The 23,984-nt window shown below is 34.7% G+C and carries 24 protein-coding genes and 1 pseudogene; 17 read left to right on the plus strand and 8 right to left on the minus strand.

Translation table 11 applies throughout. The annotated features are described in order from the left end of the window. Positions 1–8: 8 nt before the first annotated feature. The gene (locus tag M1D66_RS10815) at positions 9–767 is read left to right on the plus strand and encodes an SDR family oxidoreductase (protein WP_000716965.1); all 759 of its coding nucleotides are present in this window, start codon (positions 9–11) and stop codon (positions 765–767) included. Positions 768–1,106: 339 nt separating this feature from the next. Continuing rightward, positions 1,107–1,817, plus strand: coding sequence for a hypothetical protein (locus M1D66_RS10820; protein ID WP_000782542.1), 711 nt, complete (start codon positions 1,107–1,109; stop codon positions 1,815–1,817). A 62-nt stretch (positions 1,818–1,879) separates the two neighbouring features. On the opposite strand, the gene M1D66_RS10825 is transcribed toward M1D66_RS10820, so the two are convergent. Both M1D66_RS10825 and M1D66_RS10830 read right to left on the minus strand, forming a co-directional pair. Next, the gene (locus M1D66_RS10825; protein ID WP_242555115.1) at positions 1,880–2,818 is read right to left on the minus strand and encodes a hypothetical protein; all 939 of its coding nucleotides are present in this window, start codon (positions 2,816–2,818) and stop codon (positions 1,880–1,882) included. 71 nt (positions 2,819–2,889) lie between these two features. Then, positions 2,890–3,365, minus strand: a pseudogene (locus tag M1D66_RS10830) (XoxI protein). Positions 3,366–3,647: 282 nt separating this feature from the next. Between M1D66_RS10830 and M1D66_RS10835 the strand changes: the two are divergent. Further along, entirely contained in the window at positions 3,648–4,706 is a 1,059-nt protein-coding gene (locus M1D66_RS10835) for a pyruvate kinase (RefSeq protein WP_000151083.1), read from the plus strand. A gap of 50 nt (positions 4,707–4,756) precedes the next feature. Here the strand turns inward: M1D66_RS10835 and M1D66_RS10840 are convergent, their stop codons facing one another. Then, positions 4,757–5,038, minus strand: coding sequence for a DUF1292 domain-containing protein (locus tag M1D66_RS10840; protein ID WP_002005464.1), 282 nt, complete (start codon positions 5,036–5,038; stop codon positions 4,757–4,759). 153 nt (positions 5,039–5,191) lie between these two features. Then, entirely contained in the window at positions 5,192–5,875 is a 684-nt protein-coding gene (locus M1D66_RS10845; RefSeq protein WP_000185709.1) for an NAD(P)H-dependent oxidoreductase, read from the minus strand. A 129-nt stretch (positions 5,876–6,004) separates the two neighbouring features. Here M1D66_RS10845 and M1D66_RS10850 point away from each other — a divergent pair, with 129 nt between their 5' ends. Continuing rightward, complete coding sequence (locus M1D66_RS10850) at positions 6,005–6,385, plus strand: winged helix-turn-helix transcriptional regulator (protein ID WP_000340659.1); 381 nt, start codon at positions 6,005–6,007, stop codon at positions 6,383–6,385. Positions 6,386–6,476: 91 nt separating this feature from the next. Here the strand turns inward: M1D66_RS10850 and M1D66_RS10855 are convergent, their stop codons facing one another. The 3 genes from M1D66_RS10855 to M1D66_RS10865 form a co-directional block, all read right to left on the minus strand. Beyond that, entirely contained in the window at positions 6,477–7,076 is a 600-nt protein-coding gene (locus tag M1D66_RS10855) for a hypothetical protein (protein WP_000914421.1), read from the minus strand. 221 nt (positions 7,077–7,297) lie between these two features. After that, positions 7,298–7,609, minus strand: a complete 312-nt coding sequence (locus tag M1D66_RS10860) for a hypothetical protein (RefSeq protein WP_000860724.1) — start codon at positions 7,607–7,609, stop codon at positions 7,298–7,300. 160 nt (positions 7,610–7,769) lie between these two features. Continuing rightward, positions 7,770–9,047 (minus strand): histidine--tRNA ligase, encoded by a 1,278-nt coding sequence (locus M1D66_RS10865; RefSeq protein WP_060851898.1) that lies wholly within the window; start codon positions 9,045–9,047, stop codon positions 7,770–7,772. Positions 9,048–9,392: 345 nt separating this feature from the next. On the opposite strand from M1D66_RS10865, the gene ybaK reads away from it, so the two are divergent. From ybaK to M1D66_RS10900, 7 genes are all read left to right on the plus strand, one after another. Further along, entirely contained in the window at positions 9,393–9,869 is a 477-nt protein-coding gene (ybaK, locus tag M1D66_RS10870; RefSeq protein WP_016122872.1) for a Cys-tRNA(Pro) deacylase, read from the plus strand. Between the two features lie 264 nt (positions 9,870–10,133). Beyond that, the gene (locus tag M1D66_RS10875; RefSeq protein ID WP_242555116.1) at positions 10,134–10,334 is read left to right on the plus strand and encodes a hypothetical protein; all 201 of its coding nucleotides are present in this window, start codon (positions 10,134–10,136) and stop codon (positions 10,332–10,334) included. 6 nt (positions 10,335–10,340) lie between these two features. Further along, complete coding sequence (locus tag M1D66_RS10880; RefSeq protein ID WP_000813118.1) at positions 10,341–10,859, plus strand: DUF6141 family protein; 519 nt, start codon at positions 10,341–10,343, stop codon at positions 10,857–10,859. Between the two features lie 343 nt (positions 10,860–11,202). Beyond that, positions 11,203–12,327, plus strand: coding sequence for a helix-turn-helix domain-containing protein (locus M1D66_RS10885; RefSeq protein ID WP_000659028.1), 1,125 nt, complete (start codon positions 11,203–11,205; stop codon positions 12,325–12,327). A 9-nt stretch (positions 12,328–12,336) separates the two neighbouring features. Continuing rightward, on the plus strand, positions 12,337–13,365 hold the full coding sequence (locus M1D66_RS10890) for an alpha/beta hydrolase family protein (protein WP_114555587.1): 1,029 nt from the start codon (positions 12,337–12,339) through the stop codon (positions 13,363–13,365). A 201-nt stretch (positions 13,366–13,566) separates the two neighbouring features. Beyond that, on the plus strand, positions 13,567–13,923 hold the full coding sequence (locus M1D66_RS10895) for a hypothetical protein (protein WP_001229415.1): 357 nt from the start codon (positions 13,567–13,569) through the stop codon (positions 13,921–13,923). Between the two features lie 499 nt (positions 13,924–14,422). Then, positions 14,423–15,250, plus strand: a complete 828-nt coding sequence (locus M1D66_RS10900) for an endonuclease I family protein (RefSeq protein WP_000672193.1) — start codon at positions 14,423–14,425, stop codon at positions 15,248–15,250. A gap of 157 nt (positions 15,251–15,407) precedes the next feature. Here the strand turns inward: M1D66_RS10900 and M1D66_RS10905 are convergent, their stop codons facing one another. Continuing rightward, positions 15,408–16,838, minus strand: a complete 1,431-nt coding sequence (locus M1D66_RS10905) for a YfcC family protein (protein ID WP_242555117.1) — start codon at positions 16,836–16,838, stop codon at positions 15,408–15,410. Positions 16,839–17,037: 199 nt separating this feature from the next. On the opposite strand from M1D66_RS10905, the gene rraA reads away from it, so the two are divergent. The 6 genes from rraA to M1D66_RS10935 all read left to right on the plus strand — a co-directional run bounded on the left by rraA (position 17,038) and on the right by M1D66_RS10935 (position 23,810). After that, positions 17,038–17,517 carry a ribonuclease E activity regulator RraA gene (rraA, locus tag M1D66_RS10910; protein WP_000266039.1) on the plus strand — a complete coding sequence of 160 codons (480 nt, stop codon included), beginning with the start codon at positions 17,038–17,040 and terminating at the stop codon, positions 17,515–17,517. A gap of 339 nt (positions 17,518–17,856) precedes the next feature. Then, complete coding sequence (locus M1D66_RS10915; protein ID WP_242555118.1) at positions 17,857–19,704, plus strand: DUF4430 domain-containing protein; 1,848 nt, start codon at positions 17,857–17,859, stop codon at positions 19,702–19,704. A gap of 57 nt (positions 19,705–19,761) precedes the next feature. Continuing rightward, the gene (locus tag M1D66_RS10920; RefSeq protein WP_006922556.1) at positions 19,762–20,601 is read left to right on the plus strand and encodes a DUF4430 domain-containing protein; all 840 of its coding nucleotides are present in this window, start codon (positions 19,762–19,764) and stop codon (positions 20,599–20,601) included. Between the two features lie 22 nt (positions 20,602–20,623). After that, a complete protein-coding gene (locus tag M1D66_RS10925) occupies positions 20,624–21,502 on the plus strand; it encodes an energy-coupling factor transporter transmembrane component T (RefSeq protein ID WP_033687086.1) in 879 nt (292 codons plus the stop codon). Next, positions 21,475–23,136: an ABC transporter ATP-binding protein gene (locus M1D66_RS10930; protein WP_033692498.1), complete on the plus strand. Its 1,662-nt coding sequence runs from the start codon at positions 21,475–21,477 to the stop codon at positions 23,134–23,136. Before M1D66_RS10925 ends, M1D66_RS10930 begins: the two co-directional genes overlap by 28 nt. Next, the gene (locus M1D66_RS10935) at positions 23,109–23,810 is read left to right on the plus strand and encodes an ECF transporter S component (protein WP_000044901.1); all 702 of its coding nucleotides are present in this window, start codon (positions 23,109–23,111) and stop codon (positions 23,808–23,810) included. Before M1D66_RS10930 ends, M1D66_RS10935 begins: the two co-directional genes overlap by 28 nt. Positions 23,811–23,984 lie beyond the last annotated feature (174 nt).

The raw sequence follows: 23,984 nt of genomic DNA on the forward strand, positions 1-23,984 counted from the left end.
AGAAAAAGGTGAAGAAAATAGCAATTGTAACAGGGGCAACTCGTCTGAATGGAATTGGTGCAGCTGTATGCAAGGTGCTTGCTCAAAAAGGGATAGACATTTTTTTCACGTACTGGCCAAAGTATGATAAAGCGATGCCATGGGGAATGAGTGATCAAGAACCCTTTTTGCTGAAAAAGGAAATTGAAAGTTACGATGTTCGATGTGAAATGGCAGAAATCAATTTATCGCAGTCTTATTCGCCAAATCGTTTGTTTTATATGGTATCAGAACGGTTAGGTGATCCATCTATTCTAGTTAATAATGCAGTATATTCTACTCATACGAGAATTGAGGAATTAGATGTAGAGCAGTTGGATAAACATTATACAGTTAATGTTCGGGCTACTATGCTATTAAGTTCATTGTTTATAAAACATTATTCACTTAAAACGGGCGGGAGTATTATTAATCTTACTTCAGGACAGTCAGTAGGTCCAATGCCAGATGAACTAGCATATGCAGCAACGAAAGGGGCAATTGAAGCATTTACAAAGTCAGTAGCACCAGTTGCGATGGAGAAGGGGATTACAGTGAATGCTGTAGATCCAGGACCGACGAATACAGGATGGATTACAGAGGAGCTGAAGCATCATTTAGTATGGAAGTTCCCGCAAGGTAAAGTAGGAGAACCGGTGGATGCTGCGCGCTTAATTTCTTTTTTAGTAAGTGAAGAAGCGAAATGGGTTACTGGGCAAGTCATTCACTCGAATGGTGGTTATTCATAAAAATATTATGTTAACAAATGTTGAGAAACAAAAAACGAAAGAAAATTTTATTTTTTTTGTATAAATAAAATGTCAAGAAAGATAAAAATTTGATAGAAGAGTATATCGTCATATGAAGATAGTAATTCTTAATGTGACAATATACTCTTTTTCTTTTACTTGCGAGTAGAAAAATGAAGTAGAAGAAACTCGAATATTAAAATGAGTTTATCAGTTTTTGTACGTATTATTATGAAGATTACTGTCGGAAAGATGATAATTCGTATGAAAAGGGATTTTTTAAGGGGGAATCGAATCGTAAAGGGGAGGATAAATTATGTAAAACATAGGGGGATTTATATGAAAATGAAAAAGGTCGCTATCGCATCGATAACAATTGGTACAATGCTTACTATGGCAGCTTGTAGCCCTTCAGCAGATAAAGAAACGGAAAAGAAAGAGCAAGTAACTGCGCAAAATGATGGAGAAGCAAAAACGACAAGTGCAGATGAAGCGTCAAAAACAACGAAAGATACTGAAAAAGAAACAAATACTTCTTCAAATGAAAAAACAGATAAGGATGCAAAAAATACGAAAGAATCATCAGGGACAGAAAGTAACGGCAAAACGTCAACTCAAAACGAAAATGTAAAAACAAAAGAAAAAGAGACGACAGGAAAAACGAATGATCAAACGACTAGCGGGAAAACAACAGATCAAAGTACAAGCACAAATAATAATGGAAAGACAACGAAAGATCCGAAGAAAAGTGTTGCTGTGAAAACGAATGTTAAAGAAGTTGTAGCATTAATTGATAGCTTGGACAAGCAGTTAGCTGCTAATCCAAAATTGGAAACAGTGAATAAGCTTGGCAAACAAATTAATGAAAAGTGGGATGTGATTGAAAAAGAGCTAGAAGCATCACATCCGACGGATTCTAAAACAATCGGTCAAAGTATGTATCCGTTAATTGTAGGAGCGGAGAAAGAAAAAATCGATATTAATAAAATGAAATCATTAACGACGAAAACGAAAAAAGATTTAAATCAGTTATTGACGAAACTTTCATAGTTTCAAAAGCCTACTCGTGTGAGTAGGCCTTTTTTAGTTTGTTGTAATGTGCACAGTATAACTTATTTATTTTCATTTTCAATTACGATGCGAAAGGAACTGAATGCTTGTTGACTGATATAATCATCTTCGCTAACTTTATAAGGAAATGGAAAAGCGACGAGTTGCAAATTACTTTCCTGATCCACTGAAGGCAATGTGAAATTAAAGATTTGTCTTGTTTCAGGTGCAACCTTAGTATAAACGACTTTTCTATTGTTAAATATTTCAACTTGTTTGCAATCTTTAAAAGCCACGATTGCGTAAGTCATTTCATCATTTGTTTCATTACCGTTTGATAAAATTAATTGCTTGCCTTCCTTTTCAAAGAAGACAGTTTGTAAGTTCTCTTCACGGTTCGTAACAAATACTGGTTCGTAAAGACCATCTTTTAAAATAGCATCTGGATTTATAAGGGAGAGTTTTATTTTTTCGTTTTCTTTCTGAAGAGGATGCATTGAATATCGCATACTTAGAATATCTTCTAAAATAGCTGCTTTATTTAAGTTATTATCTTTTAATTTGTATTCAGGTTTTTTAATTATTAAAAAGGTTAATTCACTTGCATTAGGAGAAGTGCGTAAAGAGATTTTCGTAGTAATTGAACTGTTTGGTTTCATATCAAAAAAATAGTGTGATATTTCATTAGTAGTATCTTCTATTTTAAAAGGTTTTTGTTCGTAATCTTCTAGAACAATTAATCCATATTTTCGGTTTTCATTAATAGTATGTACGAATGATAATGTTACATTAATTTTATTATCCTCACTAGTAATTGTACTACCATTGTTAATATGTTGGCCTTGATTATCCTTCAATCCGTAAGAAATAGTATTGGTTTGTTGCTCTCGTTTATTTTCTATGGAAGGTGGATGAGGTTGTATGAATGAAGTATTGAACAAAATATAAATTGTAAGTAATGAAATAAGTAAAACACCGCTAATAATATATATTTGTTTCATAAATAGCACCTCAATATATGTAAAATATTAGAGAAAAAAGATATGCAAGATGCATATCTTTTTTCTCTTTCTTACCAGAAAGCTTTTGTTTCGTGATTCACATCATTATAACCACTTAATTTATAGGTATGATTACCGATAGCGTAATCATCTCCATAATAAATGCTTGTGTTGGTCGCTGTAGCACTTACAAAGGATGATTTTTTTGCACTATTACTTTTCGTATTCACTAATGAGCCATCGCCATTGAAAGTTCTTGCTTTTGCATAAACATAGTCTTCGGTCGTAGTTGATTTCGATTTAGCAACTGCATAGGGGTTACCAAAAAAGGAGTATATACGCTAATGTTAGAGTCATTCTTAGGTGCAGCTGCAATAGTCAAACTAGGAACACTAGATGTTTTTGTTGATTGAATTGTATCAAAGTCAACTAAAACGGGCTGCTTGTCTACAGTATCGACCTCTGAAGCACTTGCGTTATTAGTAAAACCAAAACCTAAAACCGCTAACCCTAAAGTTGTCACCGATAAAGATTTTTTCATATTCACTAATTTTCCCACCTTTTTAAATTTTTGAGTTCGAACTCAATTCATACAATATATGAAAATTTCGAAACTCTCAATGGTTTATTCCATACTTAACTTTTCTTTTACTTTCGATTCAACATGTCTTCATTTGCAAAAAAGCGAATATATCTTCTAATGCTTAGCCAGCAAGGGATACAGGTTTAACTTTATGAAATTCGTGTAAATTTAAATCTATTCATGTCAGAATCTCTGTTATTTTTAAGTTCATATGGGAAACTTATTAAAAAAAGGATGGTGACAAAAATGACAATCGATCGAATTTGTACAATTGGACCCGCAAGTAATAATAAAGAAACGTTAGCACAGTTAATAAAGAATGGTATGAAAATTGTTCGACTGAATTTATCGCATGGCACGCATGAAAGTCATAAAGACATCATTCGTTTAGTGAAATCATTAGATGACTCTATTAAATTTTTGGGTGATGTACAAGGACCTAAAATAAGATTAGGTGAAGTGAAGGGAGAGCAAATTACACTTCAGGCAGGAGATTCTTTTATTTTACATACACAATCAGTTACAGGGAGTAATACAGAAGCGAGTGTTGATTATGAAGGAATTGCGAATGATGTAAAAGTAGGCAGTAGAATTTTAATTAATGATGGAGAAGTTGAATTAATTGTTGAAAAGATAAGTACGGACAAAATAGAAACGAAGGTAAAAACAGGTGGCAATATCTCATCTCATAAAGGAGTTAATTTACCAGATGCGGCTGTTCGTTTACCAGCTATTACAGAGAAAGATAAAAAAGATATTCAGTTTCTTTTAGAGGAGAATGTTGATTTTATCGCGTGTTCTTTCGTAAGAAAACCTAGTCATATAAAAGAAATACGAGATTTTATACAACAGTATAAAGAAACGTCACCTAATATAATTGCAAAAATAGAAACGATGGAAGCAATCGAGAATTTTCAAGATATATGTAAAGAAGCAGATGGAATTATGATTGCAAGGGGCGATTTAGGAGTAGAGTTACCGTATCAATGCATTCCGCTTTTACAGAAAATAATGATTCAGGAATGTAATCGAACGAATACATATGTCATTACAGCAACACAAATGCTTCAATCTATGGTAGATCATTCTATTCCAACAAGGGCAGAGGTGACTGATGTGTTTCAAGCTGTACTGGACGGAACGAATGCAGTTATGCTTTCAGCTGAAAGTGCATCAGGAGAGCATCCAATCGAAAGTGTAAGAACATTACGTCTCGTTTCAGAATTTGCGGAACATGTTAAAAAAGATGGACCTTTTGCGATGAAAGATGTACTGCAATTACTGCGTGAGTCTCTGGATGAGTAATAAATAAAAAGAGGGCGGATATACATCCGCCCGCGTGTTTTTCATTCATACTATTCTTGCTCTTGCTCATCCAAAATCTTTTCAAACGCAGCAGATACTTTATCAAACTCTTCATCATTTTCAATGTATGAAAACTCATTATCTTCTTCTACTTTTAAAAAGAAAATATCAATGTCTTCCTCAGTTTCTGTTTGGATATCTTCAACAAAGGCAACTGCAATATATTCTGCACCTTCGACATCCATCGCTCCAAGTACTTCTACTTCTTGCTCTTCGTTATTCTCATCACTAAGAGTAAACACTTCGCCAACTTCAATATCAGACATATTCATTCTCCTCCTGTTCGACTCTAAAAATAGAGCACTCAAACTGTATACATACTAACATATCTTTCCATGAAAAACCAAATTCATACGTAAGAAAACAATTCATTCTTCTTTAGTATGAGTATACAGCTATTAGGAGCATTATTTGTCTGTGCTATATTACTTAATCCATTCAACAATTGTATCCATAGTCTGTCTTGTTTTATCACGCTTTGGCTCTTCTTTACGGTAACCAAAGGCAACCATAACTGATACTTCAAGATTATCGCCTTGTATAATGCCTTCTTGACGAAGTAAAGAATCTACTTCCTCTTTATCAAATCCTTCTATTGGACAAGAATCAATACCGATTTGAGCTGCGCTCGTCATCATATTACCTAAAGCAATATAAGTTTGTTTAGATGCCCAATCAAATACAGCACGATCGGATTGTAATAAGTTAAAATCTGATTCCTGGAACTTTTTGAAGAATTCATATCTAATTTTTTGAGTGTCTTCAGGCAATCCAATAATATCGTTCATCATATATTTAATATACTCTGCATCATAATGCATATCTTTAATGTTTCTTGAAAGAACAATAACAAAATGACTAGCTGTTGCAAGTTGCCCACCAGCGCCCCATGAATACGGTTGTAGTTTTTCTCTTAATTCTTTATTTTGTACGACAATAAATTTCCAAGGCTCATATCCAAAAGAAGAAGGAGATAATCTGCCTGTTTCTAAAATGAATTTGAAATCCTCTTCTGAAATTTTGTGCATAGGATCGAATTCTTTACATGCATGTCTGAAATGAAAAGCCTCCATAATCTTTTCTTTTGTAATTTCATTTGTATTTGTCATAAAAGTTCCTCTTTTCATGAATTTATTTTTGTAAGTAAATTATATTTTTAAAGTAACACAGATACAAGTACGCACATTTATGTGGTATAGTATCAAAAAAGATACTATTGATAAGGGAAGGGATTTATTATGGATTGTTCAAATGAAAATAATATAAATTACCCATTTTTAAATAAATATTCTTGTCCAGTTGAAGCTATGGTTGAGGTGATTGGAGGGAAATGGAAAGGGGTAATTTTGTATCATTTATTAGATGGTACAAAGCGGTTTAATGAATTAAAAAGATTAAAACCAAATATCACACAAAGGATGTTAACACTGCAGCTGAGAGAACTTGAAGCTGATGGGATTATACATCGTGAAGTATACCGTGAAGTACCACCTAAAGTTGAATATTCGTTAACTGAGCTTGGTGAATCACTACGTCCAGTGATTCTATTAATGATGGAATGGGCAACTCATAATATGGAGAAGGTTTTGGAGAATAGGAATACGAAAAATAATAGTTAAGAGTTGAAATTGATATAGACGAGTTATGTGAAATAGTTGTAGAAATAAAAGGTGTTTCCATACGTGAAAACACCTTTTATTTCTATATTTTTTACTTTTTAACTTCAACTGCTGAAGTTGGAAAGTTATTTAAGTTTGCAGTTTGACCATACCAATCAGCATGTTTAAAAACAACACCTTTTCCATATCCGTCAGTTGAAGTACGTTCCCATAGTGTTGTTGAGTAGCTAGCAGTAGGAGCTGCTGTACGTACAGAAACAATTTGATTTTGCCAACTAGCAGACAAGTTTTTATAACCGCTACTTAGAGAAAAATACTCGCTACCTTGATTTGTAAGTTTATAGAAGTCTGTACTACCAGGTCCGCTTCCTCCAACACCAAGGGGAGTGATTGAATGATTCAACCTTTGTTTATCTTTTTCAATAAAAGACTCTAAACTTTCTTTGCTCGAAAATCCATAAGATAACCAGTCTCCATTTTGATTTTGTTTCGGTAGAACTAACGTTATTTTTACGTCTTCCTTTGATGGAGCACTCAATTTGTTAAACGAATCAACAGTCTTTTCATCTACAGTTACATATTCGAAAGAGGAAATCGTATAATCTTTTTCGGTACTAGCTGATACTGATCCCAGTCCTCCAGTTAACGACGAGACAGTTAATAATGCACCTGCTACCAACTTTTTCAGCATGGATTCATCTCCTTAAAACTTAGATTTTTTACATAACTAAAATGTATGTTAATTTGAATGTTTTATAAATATTTAGAAATTTATAAAAATTAAACAGAATATTCTTTTATTATTCTGAAGTAAGGAAAGTAATTAAAAATGAAAAAAGGTTTACTTAAAAAGTAAACCCTTTTTGCTGACCTATTTCAAAACTCAATGGATGAAAGTTTCATTTTATCCATCTATGAATCATACACTTCTTTTGCATTCGTAGAAGCAGCATCTAATAAAAGGAAAATGGCTGCTATCATATGTAGAAAGATGTCTATATAAGGAAAGAAGGCAACTAGAGTAACGATAATACCGATATACTGAGGGTACGTATTCATGCCTTCTTTTTTAGCTAATAAAATAGTAGTGATATGAAAAACAATCAATAGTAGTAAAGGTAACCCATATAGGTTAACAAGACTTGGAAATACATAATAACAAGGAAGTAATAAAAGATGATAGATCCCTGTAGTCCACTTTAGTGCTTGAATGTAGGTTTTCAAAGTTAATCCTCCTAAAACAATTCATATCTATATATTACCAAAAATAATAGGTAATTGGATATTGTTTATTTGTATTTTTAATAGATTATAATAATTTTATGTAAACTAATTGTTAGGTATCTATAAAATAGAAAAACCACCCAAACGAGGGTGGTTCGTATTATAAATAACTACTTAAAGAAGAAATCGGAACCTTCACTTCACTACCTTCCTTCATATTCCGCAGCATAACGGTTTCTGTACTAAGTTCGTCTTCCCCAATAATAAGCACATAAGGTATATTCTCTTTATTGGCATAATTAAGGGCGCGTTTTAATTTGCGTCCTGCTAGTTCAAGTTCGACTTTTAAGGAAGTGGTGGAACGTAATTGCTGGGCAATTTGTAAGCATTGTAACTCTGTCCCAAGCGGGATGATAAATAGATCCGCTGTAGATGAGATTGTTTCTTTCTGCGATAGTGCTGTATAAATAACGTCTAAACCGAATGAAATACCGACTGTTGGATAGTTTATATTATCACCACGGAAAGCTCCGATAATGTTATTGTATCGACCACCGCTACCGATGCTAGATGTAATCGATCCATCTTTTAAAAAGATTTCATATACAGTACCTGTATACATTGTGAGTCCTCGCGCTAAAAACGGGTTGAATATCGTATTTTCATTTATTCCAAGGGCGATTAAATATTGCTGTAATTGTTGTAGTTCGTTTACTCCATCGGCAACGAGTGGATTATTGAAAGTTTCTTTAAAGTCAGCGATAGTAAGCTTTAGACAAGATAATACGGTATTACATATCGTATCAGCCATTTCTTCAGAAATTCCGCGCTCTAATACATCTTTTCGTACACCATCAATCCCAATCTTTTCGATTTTATCTAATGATAAAATGACGTCACTTGTTAACTCAGTAGGGATGTTAATGGCCTGAAGAATACCATTTAACAATTTTCGGTTATTATATTGGATCGTTATCTCTAAGTTTAACGTTCGGAACAGTTCAAACGCCATACCCATAAGTTCAGCCTCTGCCATGACAGACTCAACACCGACGATATCAACGTCGCATTGTATAAATTCACGAAATCTTCCTTGTTTAATTGGCCCATCTCGAAATACTTTCCCAATCTCATAACGTTTAAAAGGGAGGCGGAGGTTCGGATTCATTGCCACAACTTTTGCGAATGGAATAGTTAAATCGTATCGTAAGGCGAGCTCACGTTTTCCTTGATCCTGAAGTGTATATATTTCTTTTAATATTTCATCGCCACCGCCGTACTTGTAAGACATAAGCTCATACATATTTAACGTCGGCGTTTCTAAAGGTTTGCATCCGTATCGTTCAAACGTATCTTCACAAGCTCTTTTAATTTTATTTCGCAGCACTTGCTCCTCTGGTAAATAGTCTTTCGTTCCTTTTACATTTCTCATTTCCATCATAATCACTCCTTTTTCAAATTAAAAAAAGCTATGCAGGTATAAAAATACCCACATAGCTTTATGAACGCTTCGTGGGTCAACAGGAAAAGCCCTGTACCCACGAAGAAAAATTTTTCTTCGGATACACGGCGTTACGTTTGATGATGAAGTTGGAAAGAAGTATTAAAATTTAGCATTGCAAATCTCTCCTTAACGTAAGTTTTTCCAAATTATATCAGATGATTTTTGAATTATCAATATTTTTAGTTTTGAAAAATACGTGAAGTTATGTAGGAGAAATGGAAAAGGGTGTATAATAAAGGAAAACTTAATGATATGAAATAAAGTTTTAAGGAGAACGTTATGAAAAAAGATAAAACAAATGCGATGCGAATATTAGATAAAGAAAAAATTGAATATTCGATGATGTCATATGATCCAGACGATGGGAAAATTGATGGCGTATCAGTAGCCGAGAAAATTGGACGAGAAGTGAGAGAAGTATATAAAACGTTAATCGCTCAAGGGAATAGTAAAAATTATCATGTGTTTATTATTCCGGTAGATGAGGAACTAAATTTAAAAGCTGCCGCAAAAGCAGTAAGTGAAAAGAAAATTGAAATGATTCCTGTTAAAGATATTACGAAAGTGTCAGGATACATTCGCGGAGGTTGTTCACCAGTTGGAATGAAAAAGTTATTTTCTACATGTATCGATGAAAGCGCCCAATCACTTGAAACGATGATTGTAAGTGGAGGGAAAATCGGCGTGCAAATTGAGCTTAAAGTGGATGATTTGGTGAAAGTAACGAGAGCGCAATTTGGTGAAATAACGAAATAATGATACATAGGAAAAGCAGTTCTAGTTTTATTGAATTTAGATAATATTTTATAGGATAGTTAGTTCATTATGGGGCTGATTATCCTTTTTATTTACGTAATAATACATTATGTTAACCGATTATGTGTACAGTATTCAGCCGAAAACAAACAACATATCAACTCTCTAAAATGGTAAAATAGGGAAAAGGGCATCCTGAATATTACCTTTAGAAACCACTATTTATCACATAGGGGTTTTTAAAAAAGTAAAGGGGGGAGATAAATGAAATATATTAATGGATTGTACATATCACTTATATTGATGGTGTTTATTAATTTGCTTAATTTTACAATTTTTGATAATAAATACTCAGGGATAACAATGTATCTTTCTTCCGTTATATTCATAATTGGGAGCGCATTTTTTGGAAGTGCAAAACGGCTTAAAATGAGTGAAAAAAATAAACCTTTTAGGAGGTTATAATCATTAATGAAACAACAAGAACAAGTTATCTTTCGTGAGGTTCAGCGATCCCCAATTTGGGTATGGATACTCATATTAGGGATCTCCATGCTGATGTGGTATGGATTTATTCAACAAATTATTCTTGATATCCCGTTTGGAGATAAACCAGCTCCTAATGGTGTCTTAATTGTTATGTGGTTGTTGTTCGGGATTGCCTTTCCTGTATTAATGCTTGGAGTATTGAAACTGATCATTGAGGTCCGTGAAAAAGGTCTTTATGTCCGCTTTGTTCCTTTTCATTTTCAATATAAGCAGTACCTTTTCAAAGATATACATCATTATGAATGCATTACTTACAGTCCGATAAAACGATTTGGAGGATGGGGAATTCGTTTTAACCTTAAGAATGAAAAAGCCTATAACATGAATGGAAATAAAGGAATAGAGTTAAAGTTGCAATATAACACAGTAGTAATCGGCACTCAAAAATCAGAAGAATTAAAAAAAGCACTGGACTCAGTACAAAAGTATATTGAAAATTAAACTTCAACAAACGGGCACAATTCAACAATTTCTACTAGGTATACCTACTTTAAAAATAACTTGAATGTACTTCCTATATCGAAAACTATGCAAATAAGCTGTTCACTAGATTCTCATAGAAAACTGTGGTGAGATAAAATTTTTGATTTTGCAGCACTTCAAAATCTTAACTAGAGTGCTAGTATCGGTACCCCACAATAAAAAGGCAGGAACATATCAAATATGTTCCTGCCTTTCATTTTAGAGAGATGTTTCCTAACAGTTGATTTTGTTAACGAAAGTCGACTTTAAATCCATATTTTGTGTGAAATAAAAGCATATAATAAAAGTATGAGGTGATGATGTGAAGGAGATAAACATTCATAAAATAATTGCGGATAAGAGAAAAGAAAAGGGAATTACGCAGGAAGAGTTAGCGATGTATATTGGTATTACGAAGGCATCTGTTTCCAAATGGGAGACAGGGCAGAGTTATCCGGATATTACATTTTTACCACTGTTAGCATCGTACTTTAACATAAGTATTGATGAACTAATTAGTTATACACCACAAATGGAGCAGGAAGATATTAAGGATTTATATCATAGACTAGCGGAAGCTTTTAGTGAAGAACCATTTGATGAAGTAATGATAGAGTGCAGAGGAATAATCAAAAAATATTATTCTTGTTTTCCGTTATTACTTCAAATGGGACTACTTTTTATTAATCACCATATGTTAACAGAGGATACGGATAAAAGAATTGAAATGTTAGAAGAGGCAATGTCTCTCTTTAGCAGGGTACAGGAAGAAAGTGACGATGTTTCTCTTGTGAAAGAGGCGGTATCGTTTCAAGCAACTTGCTATCTTATACTCAATAAACCAAATGAGGTGCTTCAATTACTTGGCGGAACGATACGACCTAACGTTCCAGCGGAAGATCTAATCGCACAAGCGTATCAAATGCTTGGAAATGTTGAAAAGGCAAATGAAATAATGCAAATTAGTATGTACCAACATTTAATACAACTCGTTGCGACAATACCGAATTATGTAGTAGTAAATGCCTCAAGCGCTGAAAAGGTAGAGGTAATTTTAAATAGAGCTTTCATGTTAATAGATATATATGAAATAGAAACATTACATCCTAATATGACTTTAAAAGTATACTATGCTGCTGCGCAAGTATATTGTATGCAAGGTAATTTTGAAAGAGCATTAGAAATGTTACGGAAATATGTAGCGGTTTGTGCGGCTAGCTTTACAGTAAATAGCCTGCATTTACATGGAGATTCCTATTTTGATGCGATTGATGGATGGTTTGCAGAGTTTCCGCTCGGCGCTAAAACAGTTAGAAATGAAGAGATTATAAAGCGAAGTATGTTACAAAGTATTGCAGAGAATCCAGTTTTCGCTCCAATGAAAGATGTAAGAGAGTATAAAAATATAATAACGAGTTTGAAATTTAAATTGGATATAAAAGAATAGGGGGACAAAATGATGACTTTTGATGAATATGAAGTAGCGATCAATAGTGAGTGTACTTTACAAGGTACGATTACAAAGCCAAAAGCTGATGGGAAGTATGCGGCTGTTGTCATTATCGCGGGATCTGGAGAGATTGATCGTGATGGAACGATCGTACCGCTAAAGCTTGAGGCGAACATATATAAAGATTTAGCGCATGTAATAGCGGGGCTGGGTGTAGTGACGCTCCGCTTTGATAAGCGCGGAGTAGGAAAGAGTGATGGAGAATTTCTGAAGACTGGAATGTGGGATTTAGTTAGTGATATAGAGTCTACGATTACGTATTTAAAAGAACAACCATTTGTTGATCCAGAAAATATCATTTTAGCTGGTCATAGTGAAGGATGTATGTTGGCAACAGTAGTAAATGCAAGAACACCAGTTAATGGGCTTATCCTTCTTACAGGGGCTGCGGAATCATTAGAAGAGGCTACGAAAAGACAAAGGGAAATTGCATATAAAGAACTAAAGGAGCAGAAAGGAATAAAAGGAAAACTAATGCGCCTTCTCAATGTAGAGAAACGTGGAGAGAAGCAAATGGAAAAAATAAAAGAGAAAATGATGAATACAGAAAAAGATACGATTAAAGTTGGTTTTAAACCGATGAACGCAAAGTGGTTTAGAGAGCATTTTCAGCATGACATTTATAAAGATTTAATGAAAGTAACGTGCCCGGTATTAGCAATCGCTGGTGATAAAGATATTCAGGCTGATCCTGAAAGAGCGAAGCGGATCGGTGATTATGTGAAGGGTGATTCTGAAGTACATGTAATAAAAAATATGGATCATAGTTTGAAAGTTTTTGAAGGTGAGTTTAAAGCATTAGATTTTAAAAAGAATTATGAAGAAGGGGCAAGAAAGCCACTTCATCCAGAGTTGGAAGAAATAATTGTGAATTGGCTGGATACAAATTTTAACTCGCAACATGCGGGTAGTAAGATTCCCGGCTCAATATTAGGCGAAAGTGAGGAAGTCGGAAGGAAGAGTAATTGTCTGTAAAAAAAACGGTTGTTGTAGGTTGATTTAGTTTAGTATATGAATTTATTTTTTTTTGCGAATTCATTCATTATAAAATGTTCGTTTTTATTAATTAACGAGATAAAAACGAACATTATTTTATTTTAAATAAATTGGGTAATTAGACTATAACATTAATGCTTGTCATTGAATATAATAATAATATAATGGAGGTGGTGTTATATGGCTCTTACTACAGGACCAATTGAAAACGTAGGAAATCAACCTGCTAATGCAAATAAAGTTAGGGTGAAGATCCTTAACCGTACTGCGGGCCCACTTACTGGAGTAGCTAGAGTTTTTAGACTTGACGGTTCATTAGTATTAATTGAACAGGTAAACTTCAATGTGAATTCTAATGCTTCTACTTTTGCAACTCTAAGTTTAGTTCATCCTGCTCTTGGACAAGCATTTGAATATGAAGTTCAAATTGTTCCTAATCAACCTGGTGGACTATATAGTGTTTATGGACTAACAGCTGAAAATGTTATTATTACTGCACAACGTGTTGTGAACTCAGAATTGACACAGTTTCTTTAATTAAAATAGATTGGTGCCTACATGGTATCCAATCTATTTTTGTACGTATTATTCAGAGAAAGAATGGTTTTACACAAAAATAAAGATAGTTATGGAAAAGGGAAAAATCGAGCTATCATCTTAATTTTTATTATTTCTGTCTTAGACCATATCTGTTTTGTGGCACGGTTTTCTTTGAATGCATTTTATTCAAACTGTTTTTTAAAGTATTTATCAAATATGCATTATTGCATAAATAAATTTAAATTTATAAGTTAATATTAAACTACTTTTTAGTTGTAAAGAATATGTTAATAATCTTTATAAGAAAAGGATATTCCTTGTAAAAAGTGAAATTGTTTGGAATGTGAATAAACAAAAAGTTTAGAAGTGATACAGACTGGATAGAGTCTTGTATTAAATAAACAGAAAAGGGGTATGGGTTTCTAAAAGGTTTCGGGGGTTAGAAAGCACTTTTTAGTTAATAGCTTTAAATTATATTTTAAAGGGGAATGGGTATATGAAGTTTCGAAATACAAAGATTGCTATGGTTACACTATCTTCATTTTTTATTTTAGGTTCTGCATCTCTATCATTCACAGATACTATACACGGTGAAGTGGTTCCTGCATCAGCACAGGAGATTATTGTAAAAAATTATGACGATACATATTATAATAACGCAATAGGGAAAACGGGGTTAGAATTAAAGAAGGAACTGCATAATATTATTGATAATCATACAAAGTTATCATACAGTGCGGTTTGGGAAGCGTTAAGAGATACTGATGAAGATCCAAATAATAAAAATAATGTGATACTCTTATATACTGGTCGTTCGCAAGGGAAACTTACGAATGGATCAGGAGTAAATAACTGGAACCGAGAGCATGTTTGGGCAAAATCTCACGGTGACTTTGGAACGACTGCAGGACCTGGAACAGATCTACATCATTTAAGAGCGACGGATGTATCTGTAAATAGTTCACGTGGAAATCTAGATTTTGATAATGGTGGTGTGAATCATTCTGAAGCGACAGAATGTAAATATGATAGTGATTCTTGGGAACCTCGTGATAGTGTAAAGGGAGATATTGCTAGAATGCTGTTTTATATGGCTGTTCGTTACGAGGGAGACAACGGCGAAATAGATTTAGAACTAAATGAAAAAGTGAATAACAATAAAGATCCATACATGGGGAAACTATCTGTCTTATTAAAATGGAATGAACAAGACCCGGTCGATGATTTAGAGCGAAAGCGTAATGAAGTGATTTTTACAAAATATCAACATAACCGCAATCCTTTTATTGATCATCCAGAATGGGTAAATAAAATCTGGAACTAAGATTTTTAAAGGTATTATATTTTGATAAAAGGGATTGATCATTATGATCAATCCCTTCTTATATTTTTACTAGAATAAATGATTTTTATAGGACTAGTGAGGGAAATAGAATAGATATTTATATGGAACGATAGTACTTATTTATCTAGTTAAGTATTTAGTAAGGTCCCCACTCAATATTCACCCCAACAATAAGAAAAACAAGTCCAATGATAAACCAAATGAGTGCAAGTGGAGCCATGAAACGAATCCATTTTCCATAAGAAATCCCGCTTGCTGCGAGAACGCCCATTAAAACACCGGAAGTTGGATTTAAGCAGTTTACTACACCTTCTCCGAGCATAACAGCTTGTACTGTAACTTGGCGTGTAATGTGCATAAAATCAGCTAATGGAGCTAATATCGGAATAAAAATAACCGATTCTCCTGTCCCGGATGAAATGAGGAAATGTAATGCGGCACTACTCACATACATGCCGATAACACCAAATACAGGGTTTTGTCCTTCGAGAGCTTGTGCGAGTTGGTTAACAATTGTATCAAGCAATTTTCCTTGTTCTAAAATGACTGAAATACAGCGAGCCATTCCGACAATTAAAGCACCGTAGATAAGGTTTTGGCAGCCAGTTAGAAAAGTAGAAGCGATATCGTTTGCTTTCATGCCACCTATTATTCCGGCTGTAATTGCTATGAAAATAAAAGTAGCGGTCATTTCTGCGTCCGTCCAATGTAGACGAAAAGCGCCTATTAAAAATGCAATTAATGATAAAGCTGAAACGAGTAAAATTAATTTATGACGTATCGTCCAAGGAACTTCCTTTTTCTCTGCTTCTTTTTCGCTTGAAAGAGCGTTACTTGGAAACCAGTTGTCGCCAAGGATGCTTCCTTTATTCGATTTTTTCAAGCGCTTTACATACCAATTTATATATAGAATGGTAGCAAGTAAAAAAGATATATAAATTGCTGTGCGTAAACCAATTCCCGAAAACATCGGAAGTTCTGCGATCTTTTGTGAAATGCCTAAAGGTGAGGGGGATAAAATAGTAGCATTAAAACCAGCATAAGTGCCTAAATAAATAATTGCTACGCCAACGATAGCGTCCCATTTTAATGTGCGGGCAACGATGATGCCGATAGGGATAAAGCCGATAACTGAGTTAACGATAATGCCAGTCGTTCCGAGAATGGAAAAGAGTGCGGCGACAATACATATGAAAAATAATTGCTGATTACGAAATTTGTTAATAACATGATAGATTAAACCGTCAAGGGCACCTGTCTTTTCAAGAATTGCAATGGCTCCACCTGTAAATAAAATTAGAAAGATAATAGGGGCAGCAAGTGTCATTCCTTTTTCAATAGCGGTAAAAAAAGAAACAAATCCTACAGGTGATTGCGGAACAGAATGATAGCTACCTGGTATTGTCGTTGTAACAGTCCCGTTTGTAACCCTTTTAAATTCTCCAGCAGGAACGAAGTACGTAGCAATGGCGCAAAGTAAGGCAATAAAAAATAGTAGTACGTACGCATCGGGCATTTTAAACTTTGGTTTACTAGGTTGTTTTTTTGCCTCAGTTTGTATTTGCATAAAATCCCTCCTTCTTCACTTGGTTAATTTTTAATATTCTGAATTTAATCTGTGAAATAGATTATAATAAAGGTAGCTTCTTAAGGCAATAGTTTTTGTATCCTTTCCCGTACATACAAATTATTGCAATATTAGACAGGGAAACGATAATAAGCCAAGAATATGTTATGTAGAAAGAAAAAGGAAAAGAGGGAACAAGATGTGGAAAACTACTGATCTATGTGATGAATTTGAAAAGGAATTACAAATATGTCGCCAGTCTTTTCGGTCTTTTGGGAAGAAAGAACAATTCCACGGGAAAATTGCAACTGTAAAAGTGAAAGATGATAATGTACTAGTGAAGGAAGGATTGCAAACATTACCAGAAGGAACAGTATTAGTTGTTGATGGCGGAGCGTCTACGAATTGTGCGTTACTCGGTGATAATTTGGCAGCTATTGCGGAAGAAAGAAAGCTAGCAGGAATTATTGTGAATGGGTATGTTCGTGATTCTAGTGAACTAAAGAATATTAATATTGGTATTTTAGCGTTAGGAACGATGCCAAATAGAAGTGTGAAAGAAGGAAAAGGAGAACGAAATATTTCATTGCACTTTGGACAAGTAGAATGGAATCCAAATGAATATGTCTATGCGGATGAAGATGGCGTCATTATTAGTGAAAAGAGTTTACATCGTTAAGAGTTAATAAGTTATTATTCTTAGAAAATAAATCCGATAAAGCATGGACAAAATTCTTTGTCAATAGTAAAATAATACAGAAATTTAAAATTTACAGAATGTATAGGTTTATCGTTTTACGATAACTTAAATGGGAGTAAGTTGTGCCAAGAAAAGTGAATGTTATCACAATGATACGTTCATAAACAAAATTATTTTTCCTATACAAATATAGCCGCGAATGATGCGGATAGGAGGTGTTGTACATTTTTGTTCGACACTTACAAAAAGAGAGTGTCAATCGCACGCCCTTGAAGGGCCTTTTTTTGTGTAAATGGTAGTAAGGGAGGAAATTTTGGGATGGCAATGTTGAAAAAGTGGCTGCTTACGTCGTTAATGGCAGTGACACTTGTATTTGTTTCTTTTGCGAATACAGTACATATTACGTTTGCTGAAGAAAATACAGCAAAACTTGCAATTATTGGGGAATCACAAAAAGGCATTATGTTATGTCCGAAAGAAGAGCAAATTAAAGATGGGGAAACAGCTTTAAGTTTGCTGCAAAAGGTCATGGGGGACAAGGTAGAATCTGAAACGATGTCGTTTGGAACATATGTAAAAGGCATCGATGGTTTAATGGCCGGGGCTACAAGTGCTTGGCTGTATGATGTAAATGATAAGTCTGCAGAAGTCGGAGCAGATAGTTATAAATTAAAATCTGGAGATGTTGTTGTCTTTCGCTTTGTTTCAGACTGGAGCAATGTAAGCCAGGAAACATTGAAAGAAACGTTAGATAAGTTCGGGACGTGTAAAACAGAAGAACCTAACGGTGGCAAAACAGAAGAACCAAAATCAGAAGGTCAAGATGATAAAACGCCAGGTGTGAAAAACCAAGGTGACCAAGACGGTAAAACGCCAGATGTGAAAAACCAAGGTGATCAAGATGGTAAAACGCCAGATGTGAAAAACCAAGGTGACCAAGACGGTAAAACGCTAGATGTGAAAAACCAAGGTGACCAAGATAGTAAAAAACCAGAACAACCAAAGCAAGAGAACATTCAAGATCCAAGTGCACAATTAAACGAAGCCATTTCTAAAACATCAGATAAGATGTTACAAGATGGAATTGAAAGTGACTGGGTAGCTGTAGCGCTTTCTCGTTCTGGAAAGAATGTGCCAATTGAGGCAAAATTAAATTATGTTAAGTCAGTAACTGAAAAAGTAGAAAAGCGTATTAACCGTTTTTCAGCGACAGATTTAGCTAGAACAATTATTATGATGAATGCAATGAGTGCAGACCCTAAAAATGTAGGTGGACATAATTTAGTTCAAAAATTGTATGAGTCAGATAAAGTGAATTCTGTTACAGGTTATGCATTTGCTTTACTTGCATTTGATACGAAGAAGTATGAGATTCCAGTTGAATCAAAATGGAACAGAGTTGCTCTAGTGGAAGCACTGTTAAATAATCAGCATACAGACGGTGGATGGACTTATAATAGTTCAGGTAGTAAAGATAGTGCTAGTAGCGTTGATGTAACAGGTATGGTTTTATCAGCATTAGCTCCTTATCAAGAGCGATCAGATGTGAAACCAGCTATACAAAAAGCTGTTGCGTATTTATATAACGAACAGCTGCAAAATGGTGGTTTTTCAGCTGATGGACAAGAAAATTCAAATAGTACTGCGCAAGCAATTATTGGATTATCGCTTGTTAAAGATGTAGATCAAAATCGTCTTCATAAGGCAATGCAAAACCTATTATCATATCAACTTTCAAATGGTGAATTTAAATGGTTACCAAGTGATCAAAATGGTAACGGAATGGCTACAGAACAGGCTCTTTTAGCATTACTTCAATTTAAGGAAATGGGAAAATCTATTTATGATTGGTCTAATGTAGACGCTGGTAATGTAATTAAGCCAAAACCGATTGAAGAGCCAGAAAAGGTCGTTGAACCAGAAAATAATGTAGTAGAAAAAGAAGTTACTGAAGAACCGAAAGAACAAAAACAAGTACAACAAGAAACAAAAGATGAAAATCTAAAAGTAGTTGTAGATAACGAACCGGTTAAGAATAAAAAAATCGGAAACGGTAACAGTCTACCAAAAACAGGAGCATCTTCTCATGGTGCAGCAACAGAAGTAGGTATGGGTGTATTATGTATTGCTTCTGCATATGTATTATGGAGACGTAAAGCAGCTTAACAAAAAATTAGGAGCAATTATTTGCTCCTAATTTTCGTATGAAAGGTGAGAGATAGGATGAGTAAGGTGAAATGGTTCATTTCTTTACTGCTTTCGCTCGGGCTACTTGCCGGATGTGAAGAGGCAGCTGTAAAGCCTGAGAAGAAGGTAGAACCGAAGCAAGAAGAGGTAGCGAAACAAGAAGAACAAAAAGATGAAGCGAAGCCGGAAGAAAAAACAGAAGAAAAGCAAGCTGAATCAGAGCAAAAGCAGCAAGAAGCGCAGAAAGAGAAACAAGAACAAAAAGTAGAAGAGAAGCCGAAAGAGGAAAAGCCGCAGGCACAACCAGAGGTAAAGAAAGAAGAGAAACAACAGGAACAACCGAAAGAACAGCCGGCTGTAAATAAGCAACCAGAGCAGCAACAAGCACAAGAAGAGAAACAACAACCGAAAGCACCAGAAGTAAAAGAAGAAGCAAAGGTTGTGAATCAGCCGAAAGAAACACCGAAGCAGGAGCAAAAAGAAGATCCGAATAAAGCGGAGAAAACGATACCGACTCCGGCAGTACCAAAACCTGAACCACCAAAACCAGATCCAGTACCAGTACCGAAACCGCAAGCAAAACAAGTAACAATCTCGGTAAAAGGAAATAACGGATATATAATGGGTGCGAAAAAGATGGATGTACAAGAAGGCGACACTGTGTATAAAGTATTACAACGTACAGGATTAGATGTTGATGCAAGCGGATCTAGAGATAGTATTTATGTAAAAGGTATTAATGATTTATATGAAAAAGATATTGCGGATACTAGTGGATGGAAATATCGTGTGAACGGTGCTTTTCCAAACCATAGTGCTGGTGTAGTTACGGTAAAACCAGGAGATACAATTGAGTGGGTATACGTATTACAATAAGAAAGGCATTCGGTAAAGGGCTATGAAAATAAGTTTTTCTTCTTTACATCCTTTTGTGAATTTTTTCTATTATATCGGGGTGATGATACTATGTACGATGTGTCTTCATCCTCTTTTTTTAATTGGAGCAATAGTATTAATTATTATGTTAAATGTGATGCAAGGAAATGGCGAAAAGATAAGAAAGATGCTACCGAGCACAATTGTTTTCTTTTTTATGGTAATTTTATTTAATTCGTTATTAACGCATAGAGGTCGAACTACGTTATTTTGGTTAGGTGATAGCCGTATTAAGCTTGAGGCGATTATGTTTGGAATAGTAATGGGGTTATTACTAGTTGCAGTTATGTTTACGTTTGCGTCATACAATGATATTATTTCCAGTCATAAATTTTTATATTTGTTTTCAAGAATTTCACCGAAAGTTGCATTGTTAACGATGATTACAGTGAGATTTGTTCCTTTGTTTATAAGACGATTAAAGAAAATCACACTCGTCCAAAAAACGAAAGGTGTGCAGGTAGATTCAGGTTCGATAATTGAACGCGTCAAAAATGGTACGCAATTGCTGCAAGTATTATTAATTTGTTCATTAGAAGATGCACTGCAAACGGCAGATTCTATGCAAGCTCGTGGATTTGGTGTAACGAAGCGTACGGCGTATATTCGCTATAGAATGGAAAGGCGTGATTGGTATACGCTCAGTTATTTAATCATTTTATTTATAGCTGCTATTGTATGTAGTAATTATGGCGGAGGGAAATTGATTATTTATCCGAAAGTCGAATCTATTTTATTCCAGCAATACGATGGAATGATGTTTGTATTATTTACACTGTTTATTAGTTTACCAATTATGATGGAAGGGAGAGAATGGATATGGTGGCGCATGCAGAAATAAACAATTTATCATTTGTATATGCTGATGAAAACGAATACGCGTTACAGCATATTTCTCTTTCTGTTCAAAAAGGTGAGTTTATTGCACTTGCTGGAGGATCGGGATCTGGGAAGACGACGTTATTAAAACATTTTAAAAAGGAGTTACTTCCAATTGGTACGCGTTCTGGAGAGATATTTTATGAGGGTGTTTTAATAGAGGAAGTAGCTGATTTGTTATCTGCCCAAGAAATTGGGATGGTATTTCAAAACCCAGAAAACCAGATCGTTATGGATACAGTGATTCAAGAATTAGCATTTTCTTTAGAAAATATCGGATTACCATCACATATTATTCAAAAAAGAATAGCAGAGCTTATTAGCTTTTTAGGATTTCAAGATTTATTGCATCAATCTGTTCATACGTTATCTGGTGGGCAGAAGCAGCTTGTCAATTTAGCTGCGGTATTAGTTATGCAGCCGAAATTGCTATTATTAGATGAACCGACAGCGCAGTTAGATCCAATCGCTGCAAAAGAGTTTTTAGGATTATTAAAACGGATTAATGAAGAACTTGGAATTACGATTATTTTAAGTGAACATCGCTTAGATGAAGTTATCCCGCTTGCAACACGCGTTGTTTGTATGGATAATGGCCGTATTATGTATGATGGTAGTCCTAAAATTGTTATTACGGATATGTGGGGAGTAGAAACATTCCGTCCATTTATTCCGCAAATTCCAAGGCTATTTTTAGAGTGGAATGTGAGAGATATTCCGTTTACAGTGCGAGAGGCGCAAATGAAAATGAATGATTTTGCAGCGATATCATATGTAAATGACCCAATAGCACAAAGTGAAAAGCAAGAGGTAATTTTAAGCGCAGAGCATATTTCGTTCCAATATGAAAAAAATAGTCCGCTTATTTTACGTGATTTATCAGTTTCGATTGAAAAAGGAAAATGGGTAGCGCTCGTTGGGAAGAACGGTACAGGTAAGTCTACACTGTTAACGATTTTAGCAGGATTACAAAAAGCGAGAAGAGGAAAAGTAAAGTGGAACGGAAAAGTGATACATAAAATCGATTCGAAAGAACGGTTTAAAAGTATTGGGTATGTATCGCAGCATCCGTATTACCATTTTACATTTGATACAGTATGGGATGAGGTTTATGAACGTGCGCGTGAATTATATGGAGAACAAGGAAAAGAAATAGCAGAAGATACGCTAAAACAGTTTTGGTTGTATTCGCTTAAAGAACGCCATCCGCACGATTGTAGCGGAGGAGAGCAACAATTACTTGCGTTATGTACGACGTTATTATCAAAGCCGACTTTATTATTACTTGATGAACCGACAAAGGGATTGGATCCATGGAAGAAAGAAAGAGTAGGAGAGCTATTTAGGAAGCTACAAAAAGAAGGTACAACAATTGTAATGGCAACGCATGATATTGAGTTTGCAGCGAAATACGTGGATCAATGTATGATGTTATTTGATGGAACAGTCATTATGAATGATGCACCGAAAGAATTTTTTAGCGGCAACTTCTTTTATACAACATCTATTAATCGATTCATTCGAAAAGACTTGCCATATGCATTAACGTGGGAGGATGTGTACGAAGCTTGTCCAAACGATATGTTGCATTCATAATATGTATCTTTGCAGTAATAATCGGCACATTGCTTTTTACGACACTTGTTATGGACGGTTATTACATGTTAAGTAGTTTGTTTATATTAGCGGTTATTATGTTACCTTTCTATATCCGTTTTGAAAGAAAGGCGTTTGTTTCACGTGAAATTGTTCTCGTTGCTGTATTAGCGGCAATTGCAGCAGTAAGCCGGGTGCCATTTTCTATTTTACCAAGTGTACAACCAACTTCTTTTGTCATTATCGTTTCTGCAATTGTATTTGGAAGTGAAACTGGTTTTATGATTGGTGCTACAGCAGCAATCGTATCTAATATTTTTTTAGGACAAGGTCCATGGACACCGTGGCAAATGTTTTCGTGGGGCATGATTGGTTTTATAGCAGGTTTACTTCGTAATACATTTTTTATGAAAAAGCTATGGGGGAGACTTCTTTACGGAGTAATTGTTGGCTTTTTATTTGGCTGGATTATGAATTTCTGGGGCCTTCTCGGTTTTATACGAGAAGCAACATGGGAAACTGTCATTTCGTATTATATCGCAAGTTTTTACTTTGATTTGAGCCATGCGATTTCGAATGTTATTTTCTTATTACTATTTAGTACTTCATGGATTACGATTCTTACAAGATTTAAAAAGAAATACGGTATATTAGATGAGCATAACGTGACATAGAAAAGCATACTCATATAAGGTAGGGTCGCGACTTACATATTCGTTTGCCTCTTTCATGCTTCTTACATAATGTAAGGAGCATTTTTTTGTCAAAAAATCGTTTCAATATGCATCCGCTATTATATAAAATTATTTGTATAATTGTAGGTGAGAACTTTTTTCAAAAGGGAGGTG

The organism is Bacillus sp. PK6-16, from assembly GCF_056530295.1.

Coding starts and splice junctions, on each gene's coding strand:
- M1D66_RS10925 (WP_033687086.1), top strand. CDS start 20,624: ATGAAAATAAGTTTTTCTTCTTTACATCCTTTTGTGAATTTTTTCTAT.
- rraA (WP_000266039.1), top strand. CDS start 17,038: ATGTGGAAAACTACTGATCTATGTGATGAATTTGAAAAGGAATTACAA.
- M1D66_RS10915 (WP_242555118.1), top strand. CDS start 17,857: ATGGCAATGTTGAAAAAGTGGCTGCTTACGTCGTTAATGGCAGTGACA.
- M1D66_RS10840 (WP_002005464.1), bottom strand. CDS start 5,038: ATGAATATGTCTGATATTGAAGTTGGCGAAGTGTTTACTCTTAGTGAT.
- ybaK (WP_016122872.1), top strand. CDS start 9,393: ATGAAAAAAGATAAAACAAATGCGATGCGAATATTAGATAAAGAAAAA.
- M1D66_RS10820 (WP_000782542.1), top strand. CDS start 1,107: ATGAAAATGAAAAAGGTCGCTATCGCATCGATAACAATTGGTACAATG.
- M1D66_RS10890 (WP_114555587.1), top strand. CDS start 12,337: ATGATGACTTTTGATGAATATGAAGTAGCGATCAATAGTGAGTGTACT.
- M1D66_RS10845 (WP_000185709.1), bottom strand. CDS start 5,875: ATGACAAATACAAATGAAATTACAAAAGAAAAGATTATGGAGGCTTTT.
- M1D66_RS10930 (WP_033692498.1), top strand. CDS start 21,475: ATGGATATGGTGGCGCATGCAGAAATAAACAATTTATCATTTGTATAT.
- M1D66_RS10835 (WP_000151083.1), top strand. CDS start 3,648: ATGACAATCGATCGAATTTGTACAATTGGACCCGCAAGTAATAATAAA.
- M1D66_RS10850 (WP_000340659.1), top strand. CDS start 6,005: ATGGATTGTTCAAATGAAAATAATATAAATTACCCATTTTTAAATAAA.
- M1D66_RS10895 (WP_001229415.1), top strand. CDS start 13,567: ATGGCTCTTACTACAGGACCAATTGAAAACGTAGGAAATCAACCTGCT.
- M1D66_RS10920 (WP_006922556.1), top strand. CDS start 19,762: ATGAGTAAGGTGAAATGGTTCATTTCTTTACTGCTTTCGCTCGGGCTA.
- M1D66_RS10875 (WP_242555116.1), top strand. CDS start 10,134: ATGAAATATATTAATGGATTGTACATATCACTTATATTGATGGTGTTT.
- M1D66_RS10900 (WP_000672193.1), top strand. CDS start 14,423: ATGAAGTTTCGAAATACAAAGATTGCTATGGTTACACTATCTTCATTT.
- M1D66_RS10825 (WP_242555115.1), bottom strand. CDS start 2,818: ATGAAACAAATATATATTATTAGCGGTGTTTTACTTATTTCATTACTT.
- M1D66_RS10905 (WP_242555117.1), bottom strand. CDS start 16,838: ATGCAAATACAAACTGAGGCAAAAAAACAACCTAGTAAACCAAAGTTT.
- M1D66_RS10865 (WP_060851898.1), bottom strand. CDS start 9,047: ATGGAAATGAGAAATGTAAAAGGAACGAAAGACTATTTACCAGAGGAG.
- M1D66_RS10855 (WP_000914421.1), bottom strand. CDS start 7,076: ATGCTGAAAAAGTTGGTAGCAGGTGCATTATTAACTGTCTCGTCGTTA.
- M1D66_RS10880 (WP_000813118.1), top strand. CDS start 10,341: ATGAAACAACAAGAACAAGTTATCTTTCGTGAGGTTCAGCGATCCCCA.